We start from the raw sequence: 25,607 nt of genomic DNA, 5'->3' as shown, positions 1-25,607 counted from the left end.
AAAGAAAGTACCCACATCAAGTATTAAAGGCAGTTGATCTAGCGTGAAGACATTTAACGACTTTTACCAAAACTCAGTTCGATTATCCTTTGAGGATCATCCTTTCTCTAAATCTCCTAAACATGTATGGGTCATTTGCCGGTACAATAACCAATGGTTACTTACCCAGCACAAAGACAGAGGGTTTGAGTTTCCTGGCGGAAAGGTAGAGGAAGGGGAAACAGCAGAAGAGGCAGCTGTTCGTGAGGTGAAGGAAGAAACAGGGGGGCGTGTTGAAGATTTACAATACGTAGGTCAGTATCACGTAGAGGGTAAAGGCGGCACAGTTATTAAAAATGTGTACTTTGCTGCGATAGGCCTCTTGACTAAGCAGGAGCATTACTTTGAAACGCATGGTCCTGTTATTTTTCAACATCTTCCTAAGAATATGAAATCAAACGAACGTTTTAGTTTCATGATGAAAGATGAGGTTCTTCCTTTATGCTTACATAGAATTAAAGAACATCATGAAAAGAATTAAAAAAGACGTCCGGTAATGATCCCGGACGTCTTTTTTATTATTTTCCGTGATAAGATGGACCTGCCTGCTTAATCTCTTCCGTAGCATATGAAAATTTCTTGAAATTTTCATGGAATTTATCTGCAAGTTCTTGTGCATTACGATCATATTCTTCAGGGTCATCCCATGTTTTTCGAGGAATCAATACTTCATCGGGTACGCCAGGGCAATGCATAGGAATGTTGAGTCCAAAGAAGGGATCAGTATAGGTCTCTACAGAATTTAATTCTCCTTCTAGAGCGGCATGAATCATAGAACGTGTATAAGATAGTTTCATTCGGGATCCTTTTCCGTATCGGCCACCTGTCCATCCTGTGTTAACTAAATAAACATCCGCATTAAATTGTTCAATCTTTTCTCCAAGCATCTCAGCATAAGTAGAAGGAGGCAACGGTAGAAAAGGTGATCCGAAACAGGCTGAGAAGGTAGCTTGAGGTTCAGTGATTCCGCGCTCTGTACCCGCGAGCTTACTCGTGTAACCACTCAGGAAATGATACATCGCCTGTTCTTTGGTTAATTTACTGATGGGAGGCAGTACACCTGTAGCATCCGCAGTAAGGAAGATGATGGCATGTGGATGCCCCGCAATACTAGGCTCTACAATGTTATCTATATGGTGGATCGGGTAAGCTGCTCTTGTATTTTCAGTCAGGCTTACGTCATCGTAGTCTGGGGTGTGTGATCCGCTGTCGAGAGCTACATTTTCGAGAACGGAACCGAAGTGAATCGCATTAAATATCTGGGGTTCTTTATCTTGAGATAAGTTGATACATTTGGCATAACAACCGCCCTCTATATTGAAGATGCCGTAATTAGACCATGCGTGTTCATCGTCCCCGATTAACTTTCGGTGAGGATCAGCGGACAAGGTCGTCTTGCCTGTTCCGGATAAACCAAAAAACAGAGCTACGTCTCCCTCTTTTCCGATGTTTGCAGAACAATGCATAGGGAGCACGTCTTTTTGAGGCAATAAGTAATTCATAACTGAAAAAATAGATTTCTTTATTTCGCCTGCATACTCCGTTCCGCCAATGAGTACTACGCGATGCTTAAAAGAAATCATAATAAAGGCTTCCGAATTAGTTCCATCCACTTCAGGGTCCGCTTTAAAAGTAGGTGCAGAGATCACCGTGAATTCTGCCTCATGATTTTTCTCTTCATCTGCGTCTGGTCTAATAAACATTTGGTGGGCGAACAAGTTATGCCATGCAAATTCATTAATTACCTGAATCGGAAGGCGGAACTTTTCGTCTGCCCCGGCGTATCCTTTAAAAACGAATAAATCATTGCGATTTTTCAAGTGATCCAGTACTTTATGATAAAGGTTTACAAAAACTTTGTCATCAATAGGTTGATTTACTTTGCCCCAGTTGACCAATTGGTTAGACTGGTCGTCCTTGACAATGAATTTGTCGTTGGGAGACCTTCCCGTATAAGCACCGGTTGTGGCCTGGATGGCACCTTTATTTGTCAATGTTCCTTCGTTGCGATCCAGGACCCTTTCCACTAGCTGAGGGACCGATAATTGATGGTGGACATGGTCTTGAGCTAATAAAAGATTCAATTCTGACATTTGATTAATGGCACTCATATGTGTCTACCCGCCTTTATAAGAAAATTTTATTCCAAGCTATGTGTTAATCTGAACATTAGTATAACACAATCGTTTTATTAATCCATACTAATAATGAAAATGCTTTCATTAATTTTTGTGATGGTAAGGTTAAATCTAAAAGTTGTTTTTTGCAAGCTGGATGATCTGGAAAAAGCACGAAATGTATTAGATATTTAACAATGTTGAGGACGGAGAGATCTTTCGTTTTTTTGTCCCCTAATCCACTCATTCCATAAATGGATCAGCAACGGGTGAATTCTGGGAACCGTCTAGCATAGATATTCATTTGAATACCGACGTGAACTTAATAATCATCCGTCCGCTTATTTTCAAGTTCGTTTAGAGATGATAAATTTCCTCCTTTAATATAGAAAATTTAAAGGAATGAGAATGTGAAAAGTTATATGAATTATACTATGTAGGAATAGGCAGAAAGTTTATTATTTTTGCCAAAAACTCCTGGTGACCATTACAAGGGGAGACCAGCTATTGAGACGATGTAGGAAAGCCCGTAAATAGGCGTTCCTCATAGCATTAGTACTTTAATTGACATTAAAGTACGTTTTCGATACGATATCTTAGAACGGAAACTCTCTTATCCAGAGTAGGTGGAGGGACAGGCCCTTTGAAGCCCAGCAACCGTCATGTAAAATATGACATGGTGCTAACCTGAAGCAAGGACGAATACTCCTTGGACGATAAGAGCGAAAGGAAGCAGCCCCCTTTCCTCGAGTCAGGAAGGGTTTTTTCTATTTTTAAGGCAATATCTACACCAAGTGATATGCCGATTGCTATTCCAAATTGCTTGCACCTTAGGTTGTGACATCCATAAGAAAAGAACATAGATTGAGACTATGATAAAGTTTCTACACATACTGGTAAAGAGTTCCGTCTAATACTTTGTACTTACAGAAGGAGGAGTTTTTCAGAATGCCAGCCAATCGCCGGTTATTCACATCAGAATCTGTTACAGAAGGTCATCCGGACAAGATTTGTGACCAGATTTCTGATGCTATTTTAGATGAAATTTTAAAAAATGATCCAAATGCAAGAGTTGCATGTGAGACAACGGTAACAACGGGACTAGTACTTGTTTCAGGAGAAATCAGTACCAATACGTATGTTGATATTCCAGCCATTGTTCGTCAAACCATTAAAGAAATTGGATATACAAGAGCTAAATTTGGATTTGACGCTGATACATGTGCTGTATTGACAGCGATTGATGAGCAATCTCCTGACATTGCCGGCGGCGTAGATGTTGCCTATGAATCTAGAGAAGGTCAAATGAGTGATGATGAAATAGAAGCTATAGGAGCCGGAGACCAGGGATTAATGTTTGGTTTTGCTAATAATGAAACCAAAGAATTGATGCCGTTACCGATTTCATTAGCTCATAAACTTTCTAAAAGGTTATCAGATGTACGTAATGACGGAACATTGGAATATCTTCGGCCTGATGGAAAAACACAAGTAACGATTGAATACGACGTTAATGATCAACCTGTTCGAGTGGATACGATTGTTATATCCACCCAGCATGCAGAAGAGATTACACTTGAACAAATAAAAAAAGATTTAAAAGAACAGGTTATTGATCCGGTTGTCCCTTCTCATCTAATTGATGACAGTACAAAATACTTCATTAACCCTACAGGCCGCTTCGTTATTGGAGGACCTCAAGGTGACGCCGGATTAACTGGCAGAAAGATCATTGTAGATACTTATGGCGGCTATGCGCGTCATGGTGGCGGGGCATTCAGTGGGAAAGATGCCACTAAGGTGGATCGTTCTGCTGCCTATGCGGCCAGATATGTAGCTAAAAATATTGTGGCAGCAGGTCTTGCTGATACAGTTGAAGTGCAGTTAGCCTATGCTATTGGGGTAGCACAGCCAGTGTCCATTTCCATTAATACTTTTGACACAGGAAAGATAGCTGAAGAAGACCTCGTGGCAGCTGTAAGAGAATTGTTTGATCTCCGTCCCGCAGGCATCATTAAAATGCTCGATTTGCGCAGACCCATTTATAGGCAGACGGCTGCCTATGGTCACTTTGGCCGCACAGATGTAGAATTTCCTTGGGAGAGAACAGATAAGGCAGATGAGCTTAAAGAGCGTTTTAGTTAAAAACTTCACGCATATCAAAAAGGGAACTTCCTCAAAGAGGAAGTTCCCTTTTCTATAAAAAATAGATACGCTGATTGTTAGATTGTTTAACCTTGGACTCCTTTATAATATTGCCCTTTCTCTACATAACTGGTTCGGATTCGATTCATTTCTTTGATATCATCTTCGGTCAATTCACGAACGACTTTAGCCGGCCTGCCGAAAGCAAGGGTGTTCGGAGGAATTACCTTACCCGGAGGCACAAGACTGCCGGCGCCAATAAAAGCCTGTTCTCCTATTTCAGCTCCGTCAAGTATTAAGGATCCCATGCCTATTAAAGCATTTTTCTTAATGTGTGGAGAGTGAAGGGTAACCTGGTGTCCAACCGTAACGCCATCTTCAATCATCAATGGAAGACCAGGACTCTGATGAAGCAGACTAAGATCCTGAATGTTCACATTGCTGCCAATATGTACGGATGATACATCTCCACGAATGACTGTTTTAAACCAAATACTTGAGTGTGCTCCGATCGTTACATCCCCAGTGATTACAGTATCTTCAGCAATATAAGCAGTTTCATCAATCCGTGGTTCTTTTCCTTTATATTCGCAAATCATACTAAACCCCCTTATAATATGGTTATATTAAGTATAGCAAAGCGATAGGAGCCGTGTAGACGTGAAACGATTAAACTCCAATCAAAATTTAGCAACCATCATTATTGTGCATGGAGCATTTGAACACGCCGGACGTTATCATTCATTGGCTGAAAGCTTTCAAAAAGGTGGATTTAATGTCATTTATGGTGATCTGCCAGGCCAGGGACTAGCAGAAGGAAAGAAAGGTCATATAAAGAATTTTGAAACCTACATAGATACTGTGCGTCAATGGCTGCAAAAAGCAGATTCTTCTCGTCCTGTATTTTTACTGGGACATAGTATGGGCGGGACGGTTGTGATGCGGGTCATGCAGGAATTAAAACCGTCAGTGAATGGAGTAATTCTCTCGTCGCCTGCTGCAGGTATACTGAACGGAGCCAGCAAGTCTCTCGAAGCGGTCACCCATGTAATAAATAAGGTTTGGCCATCCGTACTCGTAAAAGCTCCTTTTAAACCAGAGTATGTAACCAGAAACCCAGAGGTTATTGCCAAAGATAAACAGGATACTCTTATTATAGAGAAGGTATCTATTCGATGGTATAAGGAATTCCGAAAAGCGATTAAGAAGTCATTTTCAGAAGTTGAAGAGTTTCCAGATGTGCCTTTATTAGTCATGCAGGCGGGTGAGGATCATATGGTAGATCCTGAGAAAACAAGAGAATGGTTTCATAAAGTCGGATGTCAGGAGAAAACCTATAAAGAATGGCCAGGTTTCTATCATGAAATCTTTAATGAACCTGAACAGGAAGACGTCTACAATTTTGCTCTGAATTTTATCCACTTTCAAGTGAAACAAGCTGATAAGGAGGAGTTGTAGTGACAGCCCAAGTACCACAAAATGCCGTTCATTTAATGTTTCGCGTTTATAAGGAAGTTTTTCCTGAAGTTCATAAGGAATTGAATTATTGGGTTGAGCGGGCTAAAAAGATTCCTAACAAAGAATTGAGAACCCAGGCGATAGCCAGTATTGAAGATAAGACCTTCCATTGTGAAGGAGGTTCTATTTACTCCATGCTTGCTGGACCTCAATGGAAAGAGTCGATTCGCTTTATTGTGGCTTATCAGACTATTAGTGACTATCTTGATAATTTGTGTGACCGCAGTACTTCTATGGATCCAATCGATTTTCGCATGCTTCATCAATCCATGGCGGATGCCTTGACTCCGGAAAATGAAATCAAAGATTATTACCATTATCGTGATGATAAGGATGATGGGAATTATTTAAGTGACCTTGTACATACCTGCCAGAATGTACTCAAGGACTCATCAGATTATCCCATGGTTCAGAAACACACGTTAAAACTTGGATCATTATATACCGACTTGCAAGTACATAAACACGTGATAGAAGAGGAAAGAATACCACGTCTTAAAAGTTGGTTTAAAGATCATCAATCTGAGTGGCCGCATTTAGAGTGGTATGAGTTTTCAGCTTGCACAGGTTCTACTTTAGGAATCTTCTGCCTGGTATCTTATATGCTTAACGGCCGTATGGATGAATCGCTTGCAGCACAAGTGGAAAGAAGTTACTTTCCTTTTATGCAGGGGCTTCATATACTGCTGGATTACTACATTGACCAGAGAGAAGACGAAGAAGAGGGAGATTTAAATTTTTGCTCTTATTACGCCCATGAAGAACAGATGAAGCATCGATTTGAGTATTTTGTCCGTCAAACTCATGAAGAAGTACAAGAACTTCCTGATACAGCGTTTCACCAAATGATTCATGAAGGCCTGGTCGGCATGTATCTGGCTGACCGTAAAGTCGGAAAGCTTGATAATGCGAAAAGCTTTGTTAAAGATCTGCTTAAAGTAAGTGGACGTAAAGCGAAGTTCTTTTACTATAATACAAAAATGTATCATAAATTAAAGCCTGGCCGTCCATTGTAGGAGCCAGGTTAAGTTTTTTCTATTGCTATAATAAAGGGTGGCGTATTTCTCTGATTAATGAAACTGTATTGCAGGACCTTGAATGACTTTTGATCCAATGATGCAACATACTCCATTAAAGCATCTTTTTCTTGTTTTCCTCCCGCATGACCATGATAAATTACTAGAACAATTATGCCGCCCTGTTGTAAGAAGGAAAGGAGCTGCTCTATGGAAGAAAGGGTCTCCTTCGGTGTGGTCACAACGGTTTTATCACTTCCTGGCAAATAGCCTAAGTTAAAAATGGCTCCTTTAATTTGTGATTGATGGACCTGAGAGATGTACTTAGCTAATTGTGCGTGAGAGTCCTGAACTAGAGTTACCCGCTCTTCTGCTTGATGTTTTTTTAACCGTTCCCTGGTTTTGATAATAGCTTGCTCTTGAATATCGAAGCTATAAACATATCCTTTTTCCCCTACTAGACCGGTGAGAAATAACGTGTCATGGCCGTTGCCACAAGTAGCGTCAATGGCTATGTCTCCGTCATTAATAACGTTTTCCATTAGAGAGTGGGCGTAGTTCAGAATTGGCTGCAATGTCATTGGTTCTAAAAGCTCCTTTACATTTGGTTAAGGCAAGGATTATTGTAGCATGAATGGCGTACGAGTTATAATTTCTTATTCATCTGACCATCAAATAGGCTATTTTGGCAAGAGTAATCAATAAAGGTGAGCTAATTGATGGGTTATACGTACATTTATTTCATGTATGTAAAGTTTCATTCTTTACATCACGTGGTACCTGTCTGGCTATCAACAGGGCTGGAGCAGAGCGGGGAGCTTAGTAGAGGTATAAAGAAAAAAACTACATCTGTAAAGATGTAGTTTATGATAAATCCGAATTATTTAACTTTTGATTTACTGCTGCGATTCTGAAGCTTATTTACAGCTTTACGCGCATAACTCTTGGTTTTTTGTGGATTTCGCTTAGCATAATTCGCAGCTTTACGGACTAAATTCTTCATGGATACGACCTCCTTATAGGATTCCTTACTGTTTTGTTTACCTTATATCGTCTTACTATAAACATAGGCTTGATAAACTTGACAAAGAGTTTTGGTTTCATTAAGATACGATTATAAACTTAATGACGTGGAAGAGGAGTAGTAGTGAAAGATCAAGCTTTTAGAGAGGCAGCGGCTGGTGGAAGCTGTCCTTGATTATTACGAACTCGCCTTGGATGTCGCAGAAGTGAACATTAATGGTAGCTTTTTGCCGGTGAATCGCCGTTATCGATACACGAGTGAACGTTTAAAAGAACGTTAATTTGGGTGGTACCGCGGGAATCAAGCCTCTCGTCCCATATAGGGATGAGGGGCTTTTTGTATTTTGATAGGAACATGAGGAGGAAAAGAAATGGCTTTTGATCATAAGAAAATAGAAAAGAAGTGGCAGAAGTACTGGCTTGATCAAAAAACGTTCAAGACGGATAGCGAGTCAGAGAAGAAGAAATTTTATGCTTTGGATATGTTCCCGTACCCTTCTGGAGCAGGCTTGCACGTAGGGCATCCTGAAGGATATACAGCAACAGATATCCTTTCAAGAATGAAGCGGATGCAAGGGTATGAAGTATTGCACCCAATCGGTTGGGATGCTTTTGGACTTCCAGCTGAACAGTATGCTCTTGATACGGGTAATGACCCTGAAGAATTCACCGCTCAAAATATTCAGACCTTCCGCCGCCAAATTCAGGAGCTTGGTTTCTCCTATGACTGGGACCGGGAAGTAAACACGACTGATCCTGATTATTACAAGTGGACGCAATGGATCTTTTTGAAATTGTATGAAAAAGGGTTAGCTTATATAGATGAAGTTGCTGTGAACTGGTGCCCTGCTTTAGGAACGGTACTCGCTAATGAAGAAGTAATTGACGGTAAGAGTGAGCGAGGGGATCATCCCGTTGAACGCAGACCGATGAAACAATGGATGTTGAAAATCACGGCATATGCTGACCGGCTGCTTGATGATCTGGAAGATCTAGATTGGCCTGAAAGTATTAAGGATATGCAGCGCAATTGGATTGGAAAATCAGAAGGCGCCGAAGTTACCTTCCATATCGAAGGAGATAAAGGGACGTTTGATGTATTTACGACCCGGCCGGATACATTATTCGGTGCTACTTATGCTGTGCTTGCTCCTGAACATCCACTCGTGGAAAAAATCGTTTCACCTGACCATCAGGATGCAGTTCAAACGTACGTAGAAAAAGCTTTGAATAAAAGTGATTTGGAGCGAACGGATTTAGCTAAAGACAAGTCCGGAGTATTCACTGGTTCCTATGCGATTAATCCTATTAATGGAGAGAAACTTCCAATCTGGGTAGCTGATTATGTTTTAATGAGCTACGGAAGCGGAGCGATAATGGCTGTTCCTGCCCACGATGAACGGGACTATGAGTTCGCTCAGAAATTTGATTTGCCAATTGTCCCGGTTGTTGAAGGCGGTAATGTGAATGAAGAAGCTTATACAGGTGATGGCAAACACATCAACTCAGATTTTCTAAATGGACTGGACAAGGATGAAGCCATAGATAAATCGATTGAATGGCTGGAAAATAACGGCCGAGGTAAAAAACAGACCACCTATCGGTTGCGTGACTGGTTGTTCAGCAGGCAGCGTTATTGGGGAGAACCTATTCCAATTATTCACTGGGAAGATGGTTCCGTTACTCCGGTTCCTGAGACGGAATTACCAGTAGAGCTTCCTAAAACGACAGAAATCAAACCGTCCGGTACCGGCGAGTCTCCACTTGCCAATATTAACGACTGGGTAAATGTAGTTGATCCGGACACAGGAATGAAGGGACGGCGTGAAACGAACACCATGCCGCAATGGGCCGGCAGTTGCTGGTATTACCTTAGGTATATTGATGCGAACAATGAACAAGAGCTGGGCGATTATGAAAAGCTTAAAAAATGGCTTCCTGTCGATGTATATATTGGCGGCGCGGAGCATGCGGTTCTTCATTTGTTATACGCTCGCTTCTGGCATAAAGTTCTCTACGACGCAGGGGTAGTACCAACTAAAGAACCTTTCCAAAAACTTTTCAATCAGGGGATGATCCTTGGTGAAAACAATGAAAAAATGAGCAAATCTAAAGGCAACGTAGTGAATCCAGATGATATTGTTCATACCCATGGAGCGGACACTTTAAGACTTTATGAAATGTTTATGGGACCATTAGACGCCTCCGTAGCATGGTCTACGAATGGTCTTGACGGTGCACGTCGTTTCCTTGATCGTGTGTTTAGGTTATTCGTTGTGGACGGTGAACTATCCGATTCAATTAAGCAGGACGTTTCTGAGGATAAGCTTGAAAAGGTGTATCACGAAACGGTTAAAAAAGTCACCGAAAATTTTGAAGCGCTTCGTTTCAATACCGGTATCTCTCAAATGATGGTATTCATTAACGAAGGTTATAAAGTAGAAGAACTTCCAAAATCATATGTAGAAGGATTCGTGAAGCTTCTTTCTCCGGTAGCGCCTCATCTGGCAGAGGAGTTATGGGAAAAGCTTGGACATCCAGAAACAATTACGTATCAGCAATGGCCAATATTCGATGAGGAAAAGCTTGTAGAAGATGAAGTCGAAATTGTCGTACAGGTAATGGGTAAAGTAAGGGCTAAAATGATGGTTAATCAAGAGGCTTCTGCAGAGGACTTAGAAAAGCAGGCGTTAGAAAATGAAAATGTCCAACAGTGGCTCGAAGGAAAAACCGTACGAAAAGTAATAGCCGTTCCTGGTAAACTTGTGAATATCGTAGCGAATTAATGAATACAAAAGCCGCCTCCAGACTATTTTGGGGGTGGCTTTTGTAGGTTTTAACTGTGGTCAATTCAATCTCTTGACTTTGAAGTTTTTTTTAATAGAATAAATCTTGTAAGCAGATTTGAAGGAGGAGAAGTTATGAGTCAAATTGAAGAAATTACACCTCAAGAAGTAGATACGATGATATCTCAAGATAAACCGATGACAATTATAGATGTAAGAGAGAATGAGGAAGTATCTCAAGGTATGGTTCCGTCAGCCAAGCATATTCCTCTGGGGAACATCCCTTATGAAATTGATCAATATTCGAAAGAGGAAGAGTATATACTTGTTTGCCGTTCAGGCAGTCGGAGCATGAACGCTGCTGAATTCATGAAAGAAAAAGGATTTCATCATGTGAAAAATATGCAAGGCGGCATGCTAAAGTGGACGGGAGAACTAGTTTTTTAATTAGAAAGGGTTAGAATCATGACTTTATTCTATATGACCATAGTTATTATAGCAGGCTTGTTCCTGTACAATGCTTATCAAAAAACAGCTTTAAAACCTTATAACCAATCCAATCTTTCGGGCGCTGATCTTTGTGTAATTGATATACGGGATTATATTTCAGCTTACCGGTCCCCTTATCCTGGAGCAGAAAATATCCCTCTGAGTTATTTATCCAGGACTATAAAAGAGAGGTTTGACTGCCCTGAGAAAATTCTGGTAGTATCAGATGATAAACGAGGTGCAAAACTAGCAGCGAAGATTATCCGGAAAAAAAGACAGCAATCCATTTATTATATAAAATCTTAAAAAAGTGCTCCTGCTGCATGCAATATTCTGTAGAGGAGTGCTTTTTAACATCTGCGGTTATGAGTTTTAACTTTTAAGTTAAGCCTTTCGATTAAGGAACTATAAAAAAATGAAGAGAAGCTGTTGACTTTTCTTTAGTAGCAATGTATAGTAGTTAACGTTGCTTATTTGAGAGCAACTTTACAAAAACAAAACAAAAACTTTATTCAACAAATTCTATTAAATGCATTGACAGTTTCTAACACATTATGCTAGAATTTGATTACTGTCGGTGAGGCAGTATTTGATCTTTGAAAACTGAACGAACCAACCAGTACGTCAAGATATTCTTTCTATAAAGAAGGAATTCAAACAAGCACATTCGGTGTGCAAAGAGCTAATCAATCTCAACTTTTATGGAGAGTTTGATCCTGGCTCAGGACGAACGCTGGCGGCGTGCCTAATACATGCAAGTCGAGCGCGGGAAGCAAGCGGATCCCCTTCGGGGGTGAAGCTTGTGGAACGAGCGGCGGACGGGTGAGTAACACGTGGGCAACCTGCCTGTAAGACCGGAATAACCCCGGGAAACCGGGGCTAATGCCGGATAACACCTACCTTCACCTGAAGGAAGGTTAAAAGATGGCTTCTCGCTATCACTTACAGATGGGCCCGCGGCGCATTAGCTAGTTGGTGAGGTAATAGCTCACCAAGGCGACGATGCGTAGCCGACCTGAGAGGGTGATCGGCCACACTGGGACTGAGACACGGCCCAGACTCCTACGGGAGGCAGCAGTAGGGAATCTTCCGCAATGGACGAAAGTCTGACGGAGCAACGCCGCGTGAACGATGAAGGTCTTCGGATCGTAAAGTTCTGTTGTTAGGGAAGAACAAGTACCGTACGAATAGAGCGGTACCTTGACGGTACCTAACGAGGAAGCCCCGGCTAACTACGTGCCAGCAGCCGCGGTAATACGTAGGGGGCAAGCGTTGTCCGGAATTATTGGGCGTAAAGCGCGCGCAGGTGGTTCCTTAAGTCTGATGTGAAAGCCCACGGCTCAACCGTGGAGGGTCATTGGAAACTGGGGAACTTGAGGACAGAAGAGGAGAGTGGAATTCCACGTGTAGCGGTGAAATGCGTAGATATGTGGAGGAACACCAGTGGCGAAGGCGACTCTCTGGTCTGTTTCTGACGCTGAGGTGCGAAAGCGTGGGTAGCAAACAGGATTAGATACCCTGGTAGTCCACGCCGTAAACGATGAGTGCTAGGTGTTAGGGGGCTTCCACCCCTTAGTGCTGAAGTTAACGCATTAAGCACTCCGCCTGGGGAGTACGGCCGCAAGGCTGAAACTCAAAGGAATTGACGGGGGCCCGCACAAGCGGTGGAGCATGTGGTTTAATTCGAAGCAACGCGAAGAACCTTACCAGGTCTTGACATCCTTGGACCACCCTAGAGATAGGGTCTTCCCTTCGGGGACCAAGTGACAGGTGGTGCATGGTTGTCGTCAGCTCGTGTCGTGAGATGTTGGGTTAAGTCCCGCAACGAGCGCAACCCCTAATCTTAGTTGCCAGCATTCAGTTGGGCACTCTAAGGTGACTGCCGGTGACAAACCGGAGGAAGGCGGGGATGACGTCAAATCATCATGCCCCTTATGACCTGGGCTACACACGTGCTACAATGGATGGTACAAAGGGCAGCGAAGCCGCGAGGTGTAGCAAATCCCATAAAACCATTCTCAGTTCGGATTGCAGGCTGCAACTCGCCTGCATGAAGCCGGAATCGCTAGTAATCGCGGATCAGCATGCCGCGGTGAATACGTTCCCGGGCCTTGTACACACCGCCCGTCACACCACGAGAGTTGGCAACACCCGAAGTCGGTGAGGTAACCTTTATGGAGCCAGCCGCCGAAGGTGGGGCCAATGATTGGGGTGAAGTCGTAACAAGGTAGCCGTATCGGAAGGTGCGGCTGGATCACCTCCTTTCTAAGGAAACCGGAAAGGCGGAAACGACCGATGGTCGTGGAAGCTGGACCGGACGGAAGACGTACCTAGTTGGTTGTTCAGTTTTGAGAGATCAAAGCATCTTTCAACTGTGAACCTTGAAAACTGGATAAGGAATCAATAGCGTTTTAGACGCTAGTGATGACAAGACATTCAACAGAAACATCGAACGAAACAACGTCTTTTCACGACGATAGTTAAGTGAATAAGGGCGCACGGTGGATGCCTTGGTACTAGGAGCCGATGAAGGACGGGACTAACACCGATATGCTCCGGCGAGCCGTAAGTAGGCTTTGACCCGGAGATTTCCGAATGGGGAAACCCGCTGTTCGTAATGGGACAGCATCCAATACTGAATACATAGGTATCGGACGGCACACCCGGGGAACTGAAACATCTCAGTACCCGGAGGAAGAGAAAGCAAATGCGATTTCCCAAGTAGCGGCGAGCGAAACGGAAACAGCCCAAACCAGAAAGCTTGCTTTCTGGGGTTGTAGGACACTCCATTGGAGTTATCAAGAAGGAAGGTAGATGAATCGGCCTGGAACGGTCAGCCAGAGCAGGTAACAGCCCTGTAGTCGAAACCTTTCTTCCTCCGGAGTGGATCCTGAGTACGGCGGAACACGAGGAATTCCGTCGGAATCCGGGAGGACCATCTCCCAAGGCTAAATACTCCCTAGTAACCGATAGTGAACCAGTACCGTGAGGGAAAGGTGAAAAGCACCCCGGAAGGGGAGTGAAAGAGAACCTGAAACCGTGTGCCTACAAGTAGTCGGAGCCCGTTAATGGGTGACGGCGTGCCTCTTGTAGAATGAACCGGCGAGTTACGACCGTATGCGAGGTTAAGCATAAGAAGCGGAGCCGCAGCGAAAGCGAGTCTGAATAGGGCGCGTGAGTATGCGGTCGTAGACCCGAAACCGTGTGATCTACCCATGTCCAGGATGAAGGTCAGGTAACACTGACTGGAGGTCCGAACCCACGTAAGTTGAAAATTACGGGGATGAGGTGTGGGTAGGGGTGAAATGCCAATCGAACACGGAGATAGCTGGTTCTCTCCGAAATAGCTTTAGGGCTAGCCTCAGAATAGAAAGTCATGGAGGTAGAGCACTGATTGGACGAGGGGCCCCTATCGGGTTACCGAATTCAGTCAAACTCCGAATGCCATAGACTTTGTTCTGGGAGTCAGACCGTGGGTGATAAGGTTCATGGTCGAAAGGGAAACAGCCCAGACCGCCAGCTAAGGTCCCAAAGTGTGTGTTAAGTGGAAAAGGATGTGGAGTTGCTTAGACAACCAGGATGTTGGCTTAGAAGCAGCCATCATTCAAAGAGTGCGTAATAGCTCACTGGTCGAGTGACTCTGCGCCGAAAATATACCGGGGCTAAACACACCACCGAAGCTGCGGATTGATCTTACGATCAGTGGTAGGAGAGCGTTCTAAGGGCCGTGAAGTCAGACCGTAAGGACTGGTGGAGCGCTTAGAAGTGAGAATGCCGGTATGAGTAGCGAAAAAAGAGTGAGAATCTCTTTCACCGAAAGCCTAAGGGTTCCTGAGGAAGGCTCGTCCTCTCAGGGTTAGTCGGGACCTAAGCCGAGGCCGAAAGGCGTAGGCGATGGACAACAGGTTGATATTCCTGTACCACCTCCTTTCCGTTTGAACGACGGGGGGACGCAGGAGGATAAGGAGAGCGCGCCATTGGATGAGCGCGTCCAAGCAGTGAGACGGTCGGATAGGCAAATCCGTCCGGCAACGTCAAGCTGTGATGGGGAGGGAACTAAAGTACCGAAGCTCCTGAGTTCACACTGCCAAGAAAATCCTCTAGTGAGGAAAGAGGTGCCCGTACCGCAAACCAACACAGGTAGGCGAGGAGAGGATCCTAAGGTGAGCGGGAGAACTCTCGTTAAGGAACTCGGCAAAATGACCCCGTAACTTCGGGAGAAGGGGTGCTCCTCTGCCGAGGAGCCGCAGTGAAAAGGCCCAAGCGACTGTTTACCAAAAACACAGGTCTCTGCGAAGCCGTAAGGCGAAGTATAGGGGCTGACACCTGCCCGGTGCTGGAAGGTTAAGGGGATGCGTTAGCCGTAAGGCGAAGCGTTGAACCGAAGCCCCAGTAAACGGCGGCCGTAACTATAACGGTCCTAAGGTAGCGAAATTCCTTGTCGGGTAAGTTCCGACCCGCACGAAAGGTGCAACGACTTGGGCACTGTCTCAACGAGAGACCCGGTGAAATTATACGATGTGTGAAGATGCACATTACCCGCGACAGGACGGAAAGACCCCGTGGAGCTTTACTGTAGCCTGATATTGAATGTTGGTACAGCTTGTACAGGATAGGTAGGAGCCTTAGAAGCCGGAGCGCTAGCTTCGGTGGAGGCGCTGGTGGGATACTACCCTGGCTGTACGGACATTCTAACCCAGGACCGTTATCCGGTCCGGAGACAGTGTCAGGTGGGCAGTTTGACTGGGGCGGTCGCCTCCTAAAAAGTAACGGAGGCGCCCAAAGGTTCCCTCAGAATGGTTGGAAATCATTCGCAGAGTGTAAAGGCACAAGGGAGCTTGACTGCGAGACCTACAAGTCGAGCAGGGACGAAAGTCGGGCTTAGTGATCCGGCGGTACCGCATGGAAGGGCCGTCGCTCAACGGATAAAAGCTACCCCGGGGATAACAGGCTTATCTCCCCCAAGAGTCCACATCGACGGGGAGGTTTGGCACCTCGATGTCGGCTCATCGCATCCTGGGGCTGTAGTCGGTCCCAAGGGTTGGGCTGTTCGCCCATTAAAGCGGTACGCGAGCTGGGTTCAGAACGTCGTGAGACAGTTCGGTCCCTATCCGTCGTGGGCGTTGGAAATTTGAAAGGAGCTGTCCTTAGTACGAGAGGACCGGGATGGACACACCGCTGGTGTACCAGTTGTTCCGCCAGGAGCATCGCTGGGTAGCTACGTGTGGTCGGGATAAGTGCTGAAAGCATCTAAGCATGAAGCCCCCCTTGAGATGAGATTTCCCCTTACGCCAAGTAAGTAAGATCCCTCAGAGACGATGAGGTTGATAGGTCCGAGGTGGAAGCGTGGTGACACGTGGAGCTGACGGATACTAATGGATCGATGACTTATCTATCCTTTAAAAAAGAAGTCGGAAGAGACGTTCGCTCGTCCGATGGTTGAATGATTCCTTATCCGGTTTTGAAGGTTCACTTTAAATTGAATATGATGTGGTGGTGAAGGCGAAGAGGTCACACCTGTTCCCATGCCGAACACAGAAGTTAAGCTCTTCAGCGCCGATGGTAGTCGGGTCGATCCCCGTGAGAGTAGGACGCCGCCACATCAATAGAAAAGTCTTGGATATTTTCAAGGCTTTTTTTTACGGGTGAAATATGGTGGTGACAGGTTATTCCATACAGATATAAATGATACCCTTTCTTTTCCTTCTGAACTAAACCTAATAGACAATTAGATCTTACAAGGAAGCTAACTCTAATAGGGGAAGGGATTGCTCTTCGATAGCATCATAGTTATAATGATATAGGAATGTATGTTCGGAGGGGTTTCTATTAAATTAACAAGATGGAGCTATTCTGGAAGAAAAATGGTACGTGGCTATTTTGATAAATTTCCCAATACCACAATCTATTTTAGAAGAATTCGGAGCTATTATATCGTATATTCACTTGATTGGGTTAAGGAAGATCCGGTAGTGGAGAAAGAAGATAGAGAAGAGATGCAGATTCTCTTAAATAGAGAGCTAGGAAGAGAAAAAGAATATAAAAAAAGAAAATCGAGAAGCTCTTAATGCTTCTCGATTTTCTTATGGATAACGACATGTGGATCAATTTGAGGGAAGATCGAAACTGTCTTCATCTGTTTAACATGTGTCGTTTTTCCTTCCTCATCCCATCGATTCCCAGGCAGCATGCATCCCTGCTACTCGACCGGTTACCATTGCCGAGGTAATATTATATCCTCCGGTATAACCGTGGATATCTAGAATTTCACCACAAAAGTAAAGCCCGTTCATAAGCTTTGACTGCATAGTATTTGGTATAATTTCCTTAATTGATACTCCTCCACCTGTGACAAAGGCTTTTTCAATAGGAAGGGTATCGTGGGTTTTGACTTGAAAATGTTTGATAAGGGACACGAATTTCTGTAACTTTTGATTAGAAAGATTAGCTGCTTTTTCATCTGCTTCAATTTGCGTGTAATCTAATAAATAATCTAATAATCGTTCGGGAACGATCCCTTTTACCAGGTTTCTAAATGTTTTCTTAGGATGATCCTTCAAATCCTGCTGAAGTTCTTCATAAAGGAAATGTTCTTTTTTATCAGGCATACAGTCTATCTCAATTGTAACCGGTTTATGACCTTTCATAAATTCTTTAACCACATATTGAGAACACCGCAGGATGGCAGGACCCGAAAGCCCGAAATGAGTAAAAAGCATATCCATGCGATGGGTCACAATCTGCTTTCCTTTCTGGTTAAGAACAGATACGTCTACTTCTCTTAAAGATAAACCCTGAAGACTTTTATCTTTTATAAATTCTTCGTTCGATCGTAAAGGAACCTCAGTAGGAAAAAGCTCCGTAATGACATGTCCTGCTTCCTTCGCCCAGGCGTAACCGTCTCCAGTACTACCCGTGTAAGGCACCGCTTTCCCTCCAACTGCAATAATAACAGCTTTCGTTATAACTGTTTCTTTGGATTGAAGTGTAATTTCGTGTCCTTCGCTGCCATAGTGAATACTCTCTACCGGTGTTTTCTTTCGAACCTCGACATTCAGCTTCTCCAGTCGGTCCAATAGAGCCTGTACAACATCTTTTGCTTTATTACTTACAGGAAACATACGGCCGTGATCCTCTTCTTTTAAAGCAACACCCAGTCCTTCAAAAAAATCTATGATGTCATAGTTATTAAATACTGAAAAGGGACTATATAAAAACTTGCCATTTCCCGGAATATGTTTAATCACTTCTTCTTCTGGAAGACGATTGGTAACATTACAGCGGCCTCCGCCAGAGATTGCAAGCTTAGTACCTAATTTATTTCCTTTATCAATTAGAAGTGTTTTTACGCCTTGTTCAGCAGCAGCAATGGCTGCCATTAAACCAGAGGGCCCTCCCCCGATTACGGTTACTTGGTAAGTCATGAGGTTCTTCCTTTCTTTTTGTCCAATCGTTCATTGTTTCACCTTTATCTATGATAAAATAGATGAGGTCGATTCTACAATAAAATTGAAGGTGAATAGTAAAATATGTCGAAAATCTTAAAAGGCACGATGTTATTAACGGCCGGGACTTTTTTATCAAAATTCCTGGGTATGATTTATACGGTACCATTTGAAAATATGGTAGGCACAGAAGGAACAGATTTATTCTCTTACGCTTATGTTCCTTATAGCATTCTTTTAAGCTTGTCCAGTATGGGGATTCCAGTAGCCGTGTCCAAATTTGTTTCTAAATATAACGCCCTTGAAGACTATGAAACCGGCAGAAGGATGCTGAAAGCCGGTCTTACTCTTATGTCTATCAGCGGTATAGTAGCATTCCTGATACTATTTTTCGCTGCTGAGCAAGTAGCTTCCTGGACAGTTGGAGCTGATTCACCCATTCTAGGTGACGCGACCATGGTTATCCAGATGGTAAGTTTTGCTTTGTTAGTGATTCCGCCAATGAGTATTACGCGAGGCTTCTTCCAGGGATATGAATCTATGGCACCTACGGCTGTTTCTCAAGTGGTAGAGCAAATTGTAAGAATTGCATTCTTACTTGTGTCTGTTTTTCTTATAGTTCAAGTCATGCAAGGACCTATTCCAAGAGCAGTTGGCTTCGCAACGTTCGCCGCTTTTATTGGAGGTATTGCTTCTTGTATCGTACTGTTTCTTTACTGGAGAAAACGAAAGCCATATTTAGATCGTCAGCTGGATGCACAGGAGTACACGTATGGTTTATCCAATAAAGAAATGTTTCAAGAGCTGTTTACCTATGCCGGTCCTTTTATTTTAGTAGGTATTGCTACACCGCTTTATCAGTTGATTGACCAGTTTACGCTGGAAAGAGCGATTACGGCGGCTGGATTGGAATATAAAAATTCTTTTTCAATCATTAACTTTTTAAGTCATAAACTGGTTATGATCCCTGTAACGTTCGGAATTGGTTTGTCTCTAGCCCTGCTGCCTGCTATTACTCAATCCTTTACGAATAAAAATATGAGGCAGTTGAATAACCAGGTGAATCAAGCCCTGCAGATCATTGCCATTCTTATTATACCTGCCGCGGTCGGATTGTCTGTAGTAGCATTCGAAGCCTACGGCACGTTTTATGGAGTAGATGAAAACCTTGAAGATTTTCTTTTTAAAGGGAGCTTGTTAAGGTGGTACGCTCCTGTTGGTTTATTCCTGGCTCTTTATACGGTGACGTCATCTGTTCTTCAGGGAATTAACCGTCAGAACTTTGCGGTAATTAGTCTGGGAACCGGCATTTTCCTTAAATTACTACTTAATACATGGCTTATTACTATAATGGGACCTAAAGGAGCCATTCTGGCTACCGGGATCGGAGTAGTGGCTGCCGTGACTTTGAACTTTTGGCGGATATTTACCGCGATAGAGTTCTCGTACAGACAATTATACAAGCGTACACTACTTGTGCTCATTTTAACAACCATAATGGCCATGGCTGTCTTCCTTGTGAAAGGACTGGCAGGGTTCTTTCTTAGCCCCACTGAAAGCAGATTGGACGCTTTACTGGTACTTATATTAAGTATAGGCTCAGGCGGTATAATTTATTTGTGGTTAACATATAAGTCCACGTTATTAGAACGAGTACTTGGTGGAAGAGTAAGAGTATTAGATAAATTCTTAAAGCGCAGGTGAAGGAGATTTTAATATGAGGATCGATAAATTGTTAGCCAACATGGGCTATGGAACACGCAAAGAGGTAAAGTCTCTGCTTAAAGGTGGGAACGTGCGAGTAAATGGACAGCCGGAGAAGAGTCCTAAAACCCACATTAATACAGAAGCAGACGAAATTACTGTGATGGGAGAAGAAGTGGAGTACCGGGAGTTTATTTACATTATGATGAATAAGCCAGGGGACCTTATCTCTGCTACTGAAGACGCCAATGAGACTACCGTCATTGATATTCTTCAGCCGGAAGATACCGTATTTAGTCCTTTTCCAGTAGGCCGCCTGGATAAAGATACGGAAGGACTTTTGCTGATCACGAATGATGGACAGTTAAATCATAGGCTGACTTCTCCAAAAAAAGATGTTGGGAAAACATATTTTGCGATTATTGAAGGAAAAGTAACAGAGAAAGATGCAGAAGACTTTTCCAAGGGTGTTACGCTTGATGATGGATACAAAACCAAACCCGCCGAGCTTAATATCCTTGTATCTGATGACCACTCCGAGATTGAATTGACCATTACGGAAGGAAAATTCCATCAAGTAAAACGAATGTTTGAAGCAGTCGATAAAAAAGTGGTCTATCTAAAACGTATTAAAATGGGATCTCTGGAACTTGACCCACATTTAGAATTGGGGGAATATCGAGAGCTGCGGGAAGAGGAACTCAACTATTTATTTTCCATTACTAATCTTGAATAATCATTAAAAAACCACCCGATCCTAAGGAACGGGTGGTCTTGTACATATTTATCCATTTTTAACTTTCTTTTTAGTAGTGGTCCACTTCCCACGATTAGGACTTGATACAAGTCCGTTATATTCCAAAACGCTTAAGTCCCTCTGCATGGTTCGATCTGTAATTCCGAATTCGTCAGCGAGCTCGTTCGTTGTCACAATTCCCTGGTCTCTTATAAAAAGATAAACAGCCTTAATTCGATTGAGCATGCGGGAAGATGGATGATTCAAAAAACCACTCCTTATTCGTTTATCATTGGAATTTGTGGTGCCAGTGAAGATGGTTTCATTCTACTATAGTGAAAAAGGCTGGTGCTACAAAAATACACTAATTTTACAGATAATTCACTAAATTTACAACTTCTTAAAAAAGGAGGCGGCGTTATGATGATTTTCAGGAAGTTCTTTCTTAAAATGGTGAAAATAAACAATACCGTACTTTTTTTATCAAGTGCATTGCTTGTTATATTATCTTCCGTCTTGATTGTGCTAGTTGAGAATGAAACATTCCCTACTATCTTTGATGGATTCTGGTGGGTGATGACCACTGTAACTACAGTTGGATATGGGGATTACTATCCTGTAACAGTAGCTGGGCGTTTAATCGCCATTGGCTTATACGTGATAGGAATCGGGCTTATCGGAGTAGTGATCAGTAAAATTATTGACGCTTTGGCTTTATTTAGAAAAAAACGTTTGGAGGGTGATATCATGTATAAGGATTCCGGACATTTCATCATTATAGGCTGGTCGCAAAAAGCCCATTTTGCCATAAAGGAGATTATAGATACGAATCCTAGAGCTGAAGTGATTATCATTGATCAGCTGAAGGAAGCCCCATTACTTGAAGAAAACATCCACTATGTAAAAGGAGAAGCTTCTAATACGGACACATTGGAAAAAGCAAATATTAAACATGCAAAGGCGGTCCTTGTATTTGCCAATGATAAATTGAGTAATGAGCAGGTAGCTGATGGACAGACCTTATTAATTGCTTCCTCCATTGAGTCGATTGCTAAGGAAGTCCATACCATTGTGGAAATTATGGATGAAAAACATATTAAGAACTTTAAGCATATCCATGTCGATGAATTTATCCTTTCAAACGATACGATTTCCTCTCTTGCTGTCCGCTCAGCTTTCAGAAAAGGGGTTTCTGAGATTTACGGTCAGCTTTTAAAAAGATCTGTCGGAGAAGATCTATACCATATCCCTATGAGAAGCCACTGGAAGATATACAGAGACGCTTTTCAAGAATTACTGGGTGAAGGGGCGACTCTCATTGCTGACCGACAGGACTTGGCTATTAATCGTAAATTAGACGAATCTATACCAGAAAATGCAGAATTATATGCGATTTGCAATGACGAAGTTTACACAAAGATTATAAAAGGAGAGTCTTCTTAATGGATTTCAATAAATTGAGTAGTATGTACGAAGAGGAATTTGTCACAAAGGTGTCTCAAATTCTTAAAATTCCTAGTGTATACGAAGATAGTGAAGAATATCCATATGGAAAACCAATCGATGATGTGTTGGAAACCATGCTTCAAATAGCTCAGAAAGATGGTTTTCTCACGAAAAATATCGATGGACACGCCGCGCATATCGAATTTGGGGAAGGGGACGAATTATTGGGGATTCTTGGTCATCTGGACGTGGTTCCTGCTGGGAGTGACTGGACCACACCTCCTTTTGAGCCGACTATAAGAGATGGCCGTTTATTTGCAAGAGGAGCTCAGGATGACAAAGGTCCAGTCATGGCGGCCTATATTGCAATGAAAATACTTAAAGACAAGGGTTTTAAACCTAACAAACGGGTCAGACTTATTCTGGGGACAGATGAAGAAAGGGACTGGAAAGGGATAGATTATTATTTTAAAAAGGAGGAAATGCCGACTTTCGGATTCTCTCCTGACGCCTCCTTTCCGGTTATACATGCAGAAAAAGGATTATTGGATAGCTATATCACTTTTCCCACTCCTTTTTTCAGCGGGCATGAAGTTCCTGCCGTAGAGTTCGTCAGTCTAAGTGGAGGAGACCGCTTGAATATGGTTCCTGATCAAGCCAGAGTAGTGTTACGTTCTAAAGAAGACTTGGAAACTCACGTAAACAAGTACGCGGCGGAGCATAAAGTTAGTGTCTCCGTTGATAAAATTGAAGAAACTTATACGATTACATTTTATGGAGAAGCTGCTCACGCCAGTAAGCCGGAAACAGGCGTGAACGCCATTATCGAGTTACTCACCTACTTACTTACCGTTCCTATTCATTCAGAATGGAAGCATAAGCTTAAAAAAATCACTGAAGGTTTTAATCAGACTGATGGAAGTGGTCTGCTTCTTAAACAGTCTGATGAAGACTCTGGTGCACTTACTAGTAATCTTGGTTCTCTCAGCATTCAACCTGATAGTTCCTTAACTCTTGGGGTGAATGTCAGATACCCGGTTACATCTGAAGGGGAGGAAATTATCTCCACACTTCAAAGTTATGCAGAAGAAAATAGTGGAACCCTTGAAGTATACGATCATTTAAAAGCCTTATTCATGGAAAAAAACCATCCATTTTTGGAAACTCTTTTGCGTGTCTATAATGAGGCAGCAGGAAAAAATGACACACCTGTATCGATCGGCGGTGCTACATACGCTCGCTCCCTTCATGCCGGTGTAGCGTTTGGAGCAATGTTTCCGGACAGTCCAGATACAGCCCACCAAAAGGATGAACATGTCAGGCTCGCTGATATGAAGAAAGCTGTCGAGATCTATGCAGCCTCTATTTACGAACTGGCTAAATGATGATCTTTAAGAGGTTATTTTAATGACAAAGCCTTCAATTGAAAAAACGTATCGCTTTATCCAGCTTTTTTATTTTTTTGCATTCTTCTCCTTCGGTTCCCTTTTTCCGTTGTTATCGGTTTTCTTAGAAGAGGAGAAAGGACTGAACCACACGCAAATAGGTATAGTTATAGCAGCTTTACCGCTTGTTACTATTTTTGTCCAGCCAGTGTGGGGGATGATCAGTGATTATACCAGAAGGCCAAAACGGCTGTTAATGATCGCTTCCATAATGGCAGCTGTACTTGGTTTATTTTATCCATTTATGCAGCTCTTTCCTTTTTTACTAATTGGAATCATTTCTATTGCCTTATTTCAATCCGGCATTGTACCGTTATCGGACAGTTTGTCCTTGAACTTTGTGCACTCCAACGGGAAGGAATATGGGAATATACGTTTATGGGGTGCCGTAGGGTTTGCGGTATCCGTATTTATCCTTGGCCGTGTGACTGATTTGACGGGTTCTCTTAATTGGATCTTCTATTTCTTTTCATTCGGGTTAATTCTAGCCTTGCTCGCATTATTTCAATTTCCAAGACGATCTGAAGAAGTATCCGTTTCGTTCCGAGCGGGATTGAAGGTTCTGTTGAAACAAAAGCCGTTCATGCTGTTCCTGATTTCGAACTTTTTTATATTTGGTCCAGTACTGGCAAATAACTATTATTTTGGAACGTTTATTTTATCAGTAGGAGGTACATTATCTGGTGTGGGCATCGCTTTCCTGCTAGCAGCAGGGAGTGAGGCTCCCTTTATGAAATATGCCCAGAAGGTCATCGATAGTATAGGAGTTTTAAATGTTATTTTGTTTAGCTCGTTCGTATCTTGCAGTCGCTGGTTTTTGTACTTTTTTGAGCCTTCAAGTGAACTAGTATACGCAACAACGATCGTGCAGGGAATCTCCGTGGGTCTTTATATACCAGCTGCCTTGATTTTAGTTAGAGAACTGGCCCCTCCAGAGGTCCGTGCTACAGCTGTTGGTTTATACTCTGCTGTTGGAAATGGTCTGGGGAATGCCTTTTTCACCTTTACAGGTGGCGTAATGATTGATATTTGGAGTGCAGCCGGAATGTACGGGTTTTTCTCCGGTATGACATTACTTGGGATGTTATTAGTAACCGTGGTTAAGAAATGGACAACAAATTTGATGAAGGAGCCTATAGGATGAGTGCACACTATTTTTTTGGAATTAAAGCCTCTACTCACATACAAAAGTACTTGAAAGAATGGCAGGAGATCCTTTCTAAATCAATGGATTATAAGGTATGGACAGATCCTGAGGACTTACACATTACCATAAAGTTTTTAGGAGGATGTTCCGATGAAATAATGAAAGCTTATCTAAATGAGCTTAAAAAACAAGAGTGGCCGGAATCTTTTTTCTTAAAGGTGGGTCCAGCAGGCTATTTCGGGCAACTGGTTAAACCGCGAGTGTTTCATGCAGAGGTTGAAAATGAAACGTCACTACAAATCATGAAAGATCAAATTGATCGTACAGGTGAAAAGTTTGGATTCAAAAAAGAAAATAGAAAATTTAATCCTCATATCACGCTGGCTAAGAAGAACGCTGAAGGGTGCTCTCCATTAGCAAAAGAGGCATATTCCCGCGTTTTTGACGAGGAGTATTCAATGAGAGTTGAGCATTTTTATCTTTTTCGTATTCATCCTGATCAGAACCCAAAGTATGAAGTGGTCAAGAAATTTGACTTATAAGTAGAGGTG

Annotated in this window: 20 protein-coding genes, 3 rRNA genes, 1 riboswitch and 1 other annotated feature; of the genes, 17 read left to right on the top strand and 6 right to left on the bottom strand. The window is 42.8% G+C overall.

Annotated elements, in window-relative coordinates; translation table 11 throughout:
• Positions 1 to 43 precede the first annotated feature (43 nt).
• On the top strand, positions 44 to 520 hold the full coding sequence (gene ytkD, locus HBHAL_RS13955) for an RNA deprotection pyrophosphohydrolase (RefSeq protein WP_014644088.1): 477 nt from the start codon (positions 44 to 46) through the stop codon (positions 518 to 520).
• A 37-nt stretch (positions 521 to 557) separates the two neighbouring features.
• Here ytkD and pckA read toward each other — a convergent pair whose 3' ends face one another.
• Complete coding sequence (gene pckA, locus HBHAL_RS13950) at positions 558 to 2,150, bottom strand: phosphoenolpyruvate carboxykinase (ATP) (RefSeq protein WP_014644087.1); 1,593 nt, start codon at positions 2,148 to 2,150, stop codon at positions 558 to 560.
• A 616-nt stretch (positions 2,151 to 2,766) separates the two neighbouring features.
• Positions 2,767 to 2,879, top strand: a riboswitch (SAM riboswitch).
• A 225-nt stretch (positions 2,880 to 3,104) separates the two neighbouring features.
• On the opposite strand from pckA, the gene metK reads away from it, so the two are divergent.
• Complete coding sequence (gene metK, locus HBHAL_RS13945) at positions 3,105 to 4,301, top strand: methionine adenosyltransferase (RefSeq protein WP_014644085.1); 1,197 nt, start codon at positions 3,105 to 3,107, stop codon at positions 4,299 to 4,301.
• Positions 4,302 to 4,387: 86 nt separating this feature from the next.
• On the opposite strand, the gene HBHAL_RS13940 is transcribed toward metK, so the two are convergent.
• Positions 4,388 to 4,900, bottom strand: a complete 513-nt coding sequence (locus HBHAL_RS13940) for a gamma carbonic anhydrase (RefSeq protein ID WP_014644084.1) — start codon at positions 4,898 to 4,900, stop codon at positions 4,388 to 4,390.
• A gap of 61 nt (positions 4,901 to 4,961) precedes the next feature.
• Here HBHAL_RS13940 and HBHAL_RS13935 point away from each other — a divergent pair, with 61 nt between their 5' ends.
• Together HBHAL_RS13935 and HBHAL_RS13930 are read left to right on the top strand one after the other, a co-directional pair.
• Positions 4,962 to 5,759 (top strand): alpha/beta hydrolase, encoded by a 798-nt coding sequence (locus HBHAL_RS13935; RefSeq protein ID WP_014644083.1) that lies wholly within the window; start codon positions 4,962 to 4,964, stop codon positions 5,757 to 5,759.
• Complete coding sequence (locus HBHAL_RS13930) at positions 5,759 to 6,835, top strand: tetraprenyl-beta-curcumene synthase family protein (RefSeq protein ID WP_014644082.1); 1,077 nt, start codon at positions 5,759 to 5,761, stop codon at positions 6,833 to 6,835. Before HBHAL_RS13935 ends, HBHAL_RS13930 begins: the two co-directional genes overlap by 1 nt.
• 8 nt (positions 6,836 to 6,843) lie before the next feature.
• On the opposite strand, the gene HBHAL_RS13925 is transcribed toward HBHAL_RS13930, so the two are convergent.
• On the bottom strand, positions 6,844 to 7,416 hold the full coding sequence (locus HBHAL_RS13925; protein ID WP_014644081.1) for a tRNA (mnm(5)s(2)U34)-methyltransferase: 573 nt from the start codon (positions 7,414 to 7,416) through the stop codon (positions 6,844 to 6,846).
• Between the two features lie 299 nt (positions 7,417 to 7,715).
• Complete coding sequence (locus tag HBHAL_RS21990; RefSeq protein ID WP_014644080.1) at positions 7,716 to 7,838, bottom strand: hypothetical protein; 123 nt, start codon at positions 7,836 to 7,838, stop codon at positions 7,716 to 7,718.
• Between the two features lie 119 nt (positions 7,839 to 7,957).
• Positions 7,958 to 8,179: a binding site (T-box leader), on the top strand.
• 50 nt (positions 8,180 to 8,229) lie between these two features.
• Here HBHAL_RS21990 and leuS point away from each other — a divergent pair.
• The 7 genes from leuS (at position 8,230) to HBHAL_RS13890 (ending at position 17,201) form a co-directional block, all read left to right on the top strand.
• Complete coding sequence (gene leuS / locus HBHAL_RS13920; RefSeq protein WP_014644078.1) at positions 8,230 to 10,644, top strand: leucine--tRNA ligase; 2,415 nt, start codon at positions 8,230 to 8,232, stop codon at positions 10,642 to 10,644.
• Positions 10,645 to 10,779: 135 nt separating this feature from the next.
• The gene (locus HBHAL_RS13915; protein WP_014644077.1) at positions 10,780 to 11,091 is read left to right on the top strand and encodes a rhodanese-like domain-containing protein; all 312 of its coding nucleotides are present in this window, start codon (positions 10,780 to 10,782) and stop codon (positions 11,089 to 11,091) included.
• A gap of 33 nt (positions 11,092 to 11,124) precedes the next feature.
• A complete protein-coding gene (locus HBHAL_RS13910; RefSeq protein WP_223254208.1) occupies positions 11,125 to 11,439 on the top strand; it encodes a rhodanese-like domain-containing protein in 315 nt (104 codons plus the stop codon).
• A 392-nt stretch (positions 11,440 to 11,831) separates the two neighbouring features.
• A 16S ribosomal RNA gene (locus tag HBHAL_RS13905) occupies positions 11,832 to 13,398 on the top strand.
• Positions 13,399 to 13,611: 213 nt separating this feature from the next.
• Positions 13,612 to 16,529: ribosomal RNA gene (locus HBHAL_RS13900) — 23S ribosomal RNA — on the top strand.
• Positions 16,530 to 16,622: 93 nt separating this feature from the next.
• Positions 16,623 to 16,736: ribosomal RNA gene (gene rrf / locus HBHAL_RS13895) — 5S ribosomal RNA — on the top strand.
• Together the 16S, 23S and 5S rRNA genes form the textbook arrangement of a ribosomal RNA operon.
• A gap of 207 nt (positions 16,737 to 16,943) precedes the next feature.
• Positions 16,944 to 17,201, top strand: a complete 258-nt coding sequence (locus HBHAL_RS13890; RefSeq protein WP_014644075.1) for a hypothetical protein — start codon at positions 16,944 to 16,946, stop codon at positions 17,199 to 17,201.
• Between the two features lie 96 nt (positions 17,202 to 17,297).
• On the opposite strand, the gene HBHAL_RS13885 is transcribed toward HBHAL_RS13890, so the two are convergent.
• Positions 17,298 to 18,557, bottom strand: coding sequence for a BaiN/RdsA family NAD(P)/FAD-dependent oxidoreductase (locus HBHAL_RS13885; protein WP_014644073.1), 1,260 nt, complete (start codon positions 18,555 to 18,557; stop codon positions 17,298 to 17,300).
• Between the two features lie 105 nt (positions 18,558 to 18,662).
• Between HBHAL_RS13885 and HBHAL_RS13880 the strand changes: the two genes are divergently transcribed.
• Positions 18,663 to 20,282, top strand: a complete 1,620-nt coding sequence (locus HBHAL_RS13880) for a putative polysaccharide biosynthesis protein (protein WP_014644072.1) — start codon at positions 18,663 to 18,665, stop codon at positions 20,280 to 20,282.
• A 13-nt stretch (positions 20,283 to 20,295) separates the two neighbouring features.
• Positions 20,296 to 21,018, top strand: a complete 723-nt coding sequence (locus tag HBHAL_RS13875; RefSeq protein WP_014644071.1) for a pseudouridine synthase — start codon at positions 20,296 to 20,298, stop codon at positions 21,016 to 21,018.
• Between the two features lie 48 nt (positions 21,019 to 21,066).
• On the opposite strand, the gene HBHAL_RS13870 is transcribed toward HBHAL_RS13875, so the two are convergent.
• On the bottom strand, positions 21,067 to 21,264 hold the full coding sequence (locus HBHAL_RS13870) for a DeoR family transcriptional regulator (RefSeq protein ID WP_041601684.1): 198 nt from the start codon (positions 21,262 to 21,264) through the stop codon (positions 21,067 to 21,069).
• Positions 21,265 to 21,438: 174 nt separating this feature from the next.
• Here HBHAL_RS13870 and HBHAL_RS13865 point away from each other — a divergent pair, with 174 nt between their 5' ends.
• From HBHAL_RS13865 to thpR, 4 genes are read left to right on the top strand one after another with little or no spacing between them, the layout of a single operon-like run.
• Positions 21,439 to 22,461 (top strand): potassium channel family protein, encoded by a 1,023-nt coding sequence (locus tag HBHAL_RS13865; protein ID WP_014644070.1) that lies wholly within the window; start codon positions 21,439 to 21,441, stop codon positions 22,459 to 22,461.
• Positions 22,461 to 23,849 carry a dipeptidase PepV gene (gene pepV, locus HBHAL_RS13860; RefSeq protein WP_014644069.1) on the top strand — a complete coding sequence of 463 codons (1,389 nt, stop codon included), beginning with the start codon at positions 22,461 to 22,463 and terminating at the stop codon, positions 23,847 to 23,849. The genes HBHAL_RS13865 and pepV overlap by 1 nt, the downstream gene beginning before the upstream one ends.
• Positions 23,850 to 23,871: 22 nt before the next feature.
• Entirely contained in the window at positions 23,872 to 25,053 is a 1,182-nt protein-coding gene (locus tag HBHAL_RS13855; RefSeq protein WP_014644068.1) for an MFS transporter, read from the top strand.
• Complete coding sequence (thpR, locus tag HBHAL_RS13850; protein ID WP_014644067.1) at positions 25,050 to 25,598, top strand: RNA 2',3'-cyclic phosphodiesterase; 549 nt, start codon at positions 25,050 to 25,052, stop codon at positions 25,596 to 25,598. The genes HBHAL_RS13855 and thpR overlap by 4 nt, the downstream gene beginning before the upstream one ends.
• The last annotated feature ends 9 nt before the right edge of the window (positions 25,599 to 25,607 follow it).

This window comes from Halobacillus halophilus DSM 2266 (genome assembly GCF_000284515.1).
GTDB lineage: Bacteria > Bacillota > Bacilli > Bacillales > Halobacillaceae > Halobacillus > Halobacillus halophilus.
This window is presented reverse-complemented; position numbering and strand designations above follow the sequence as displayed.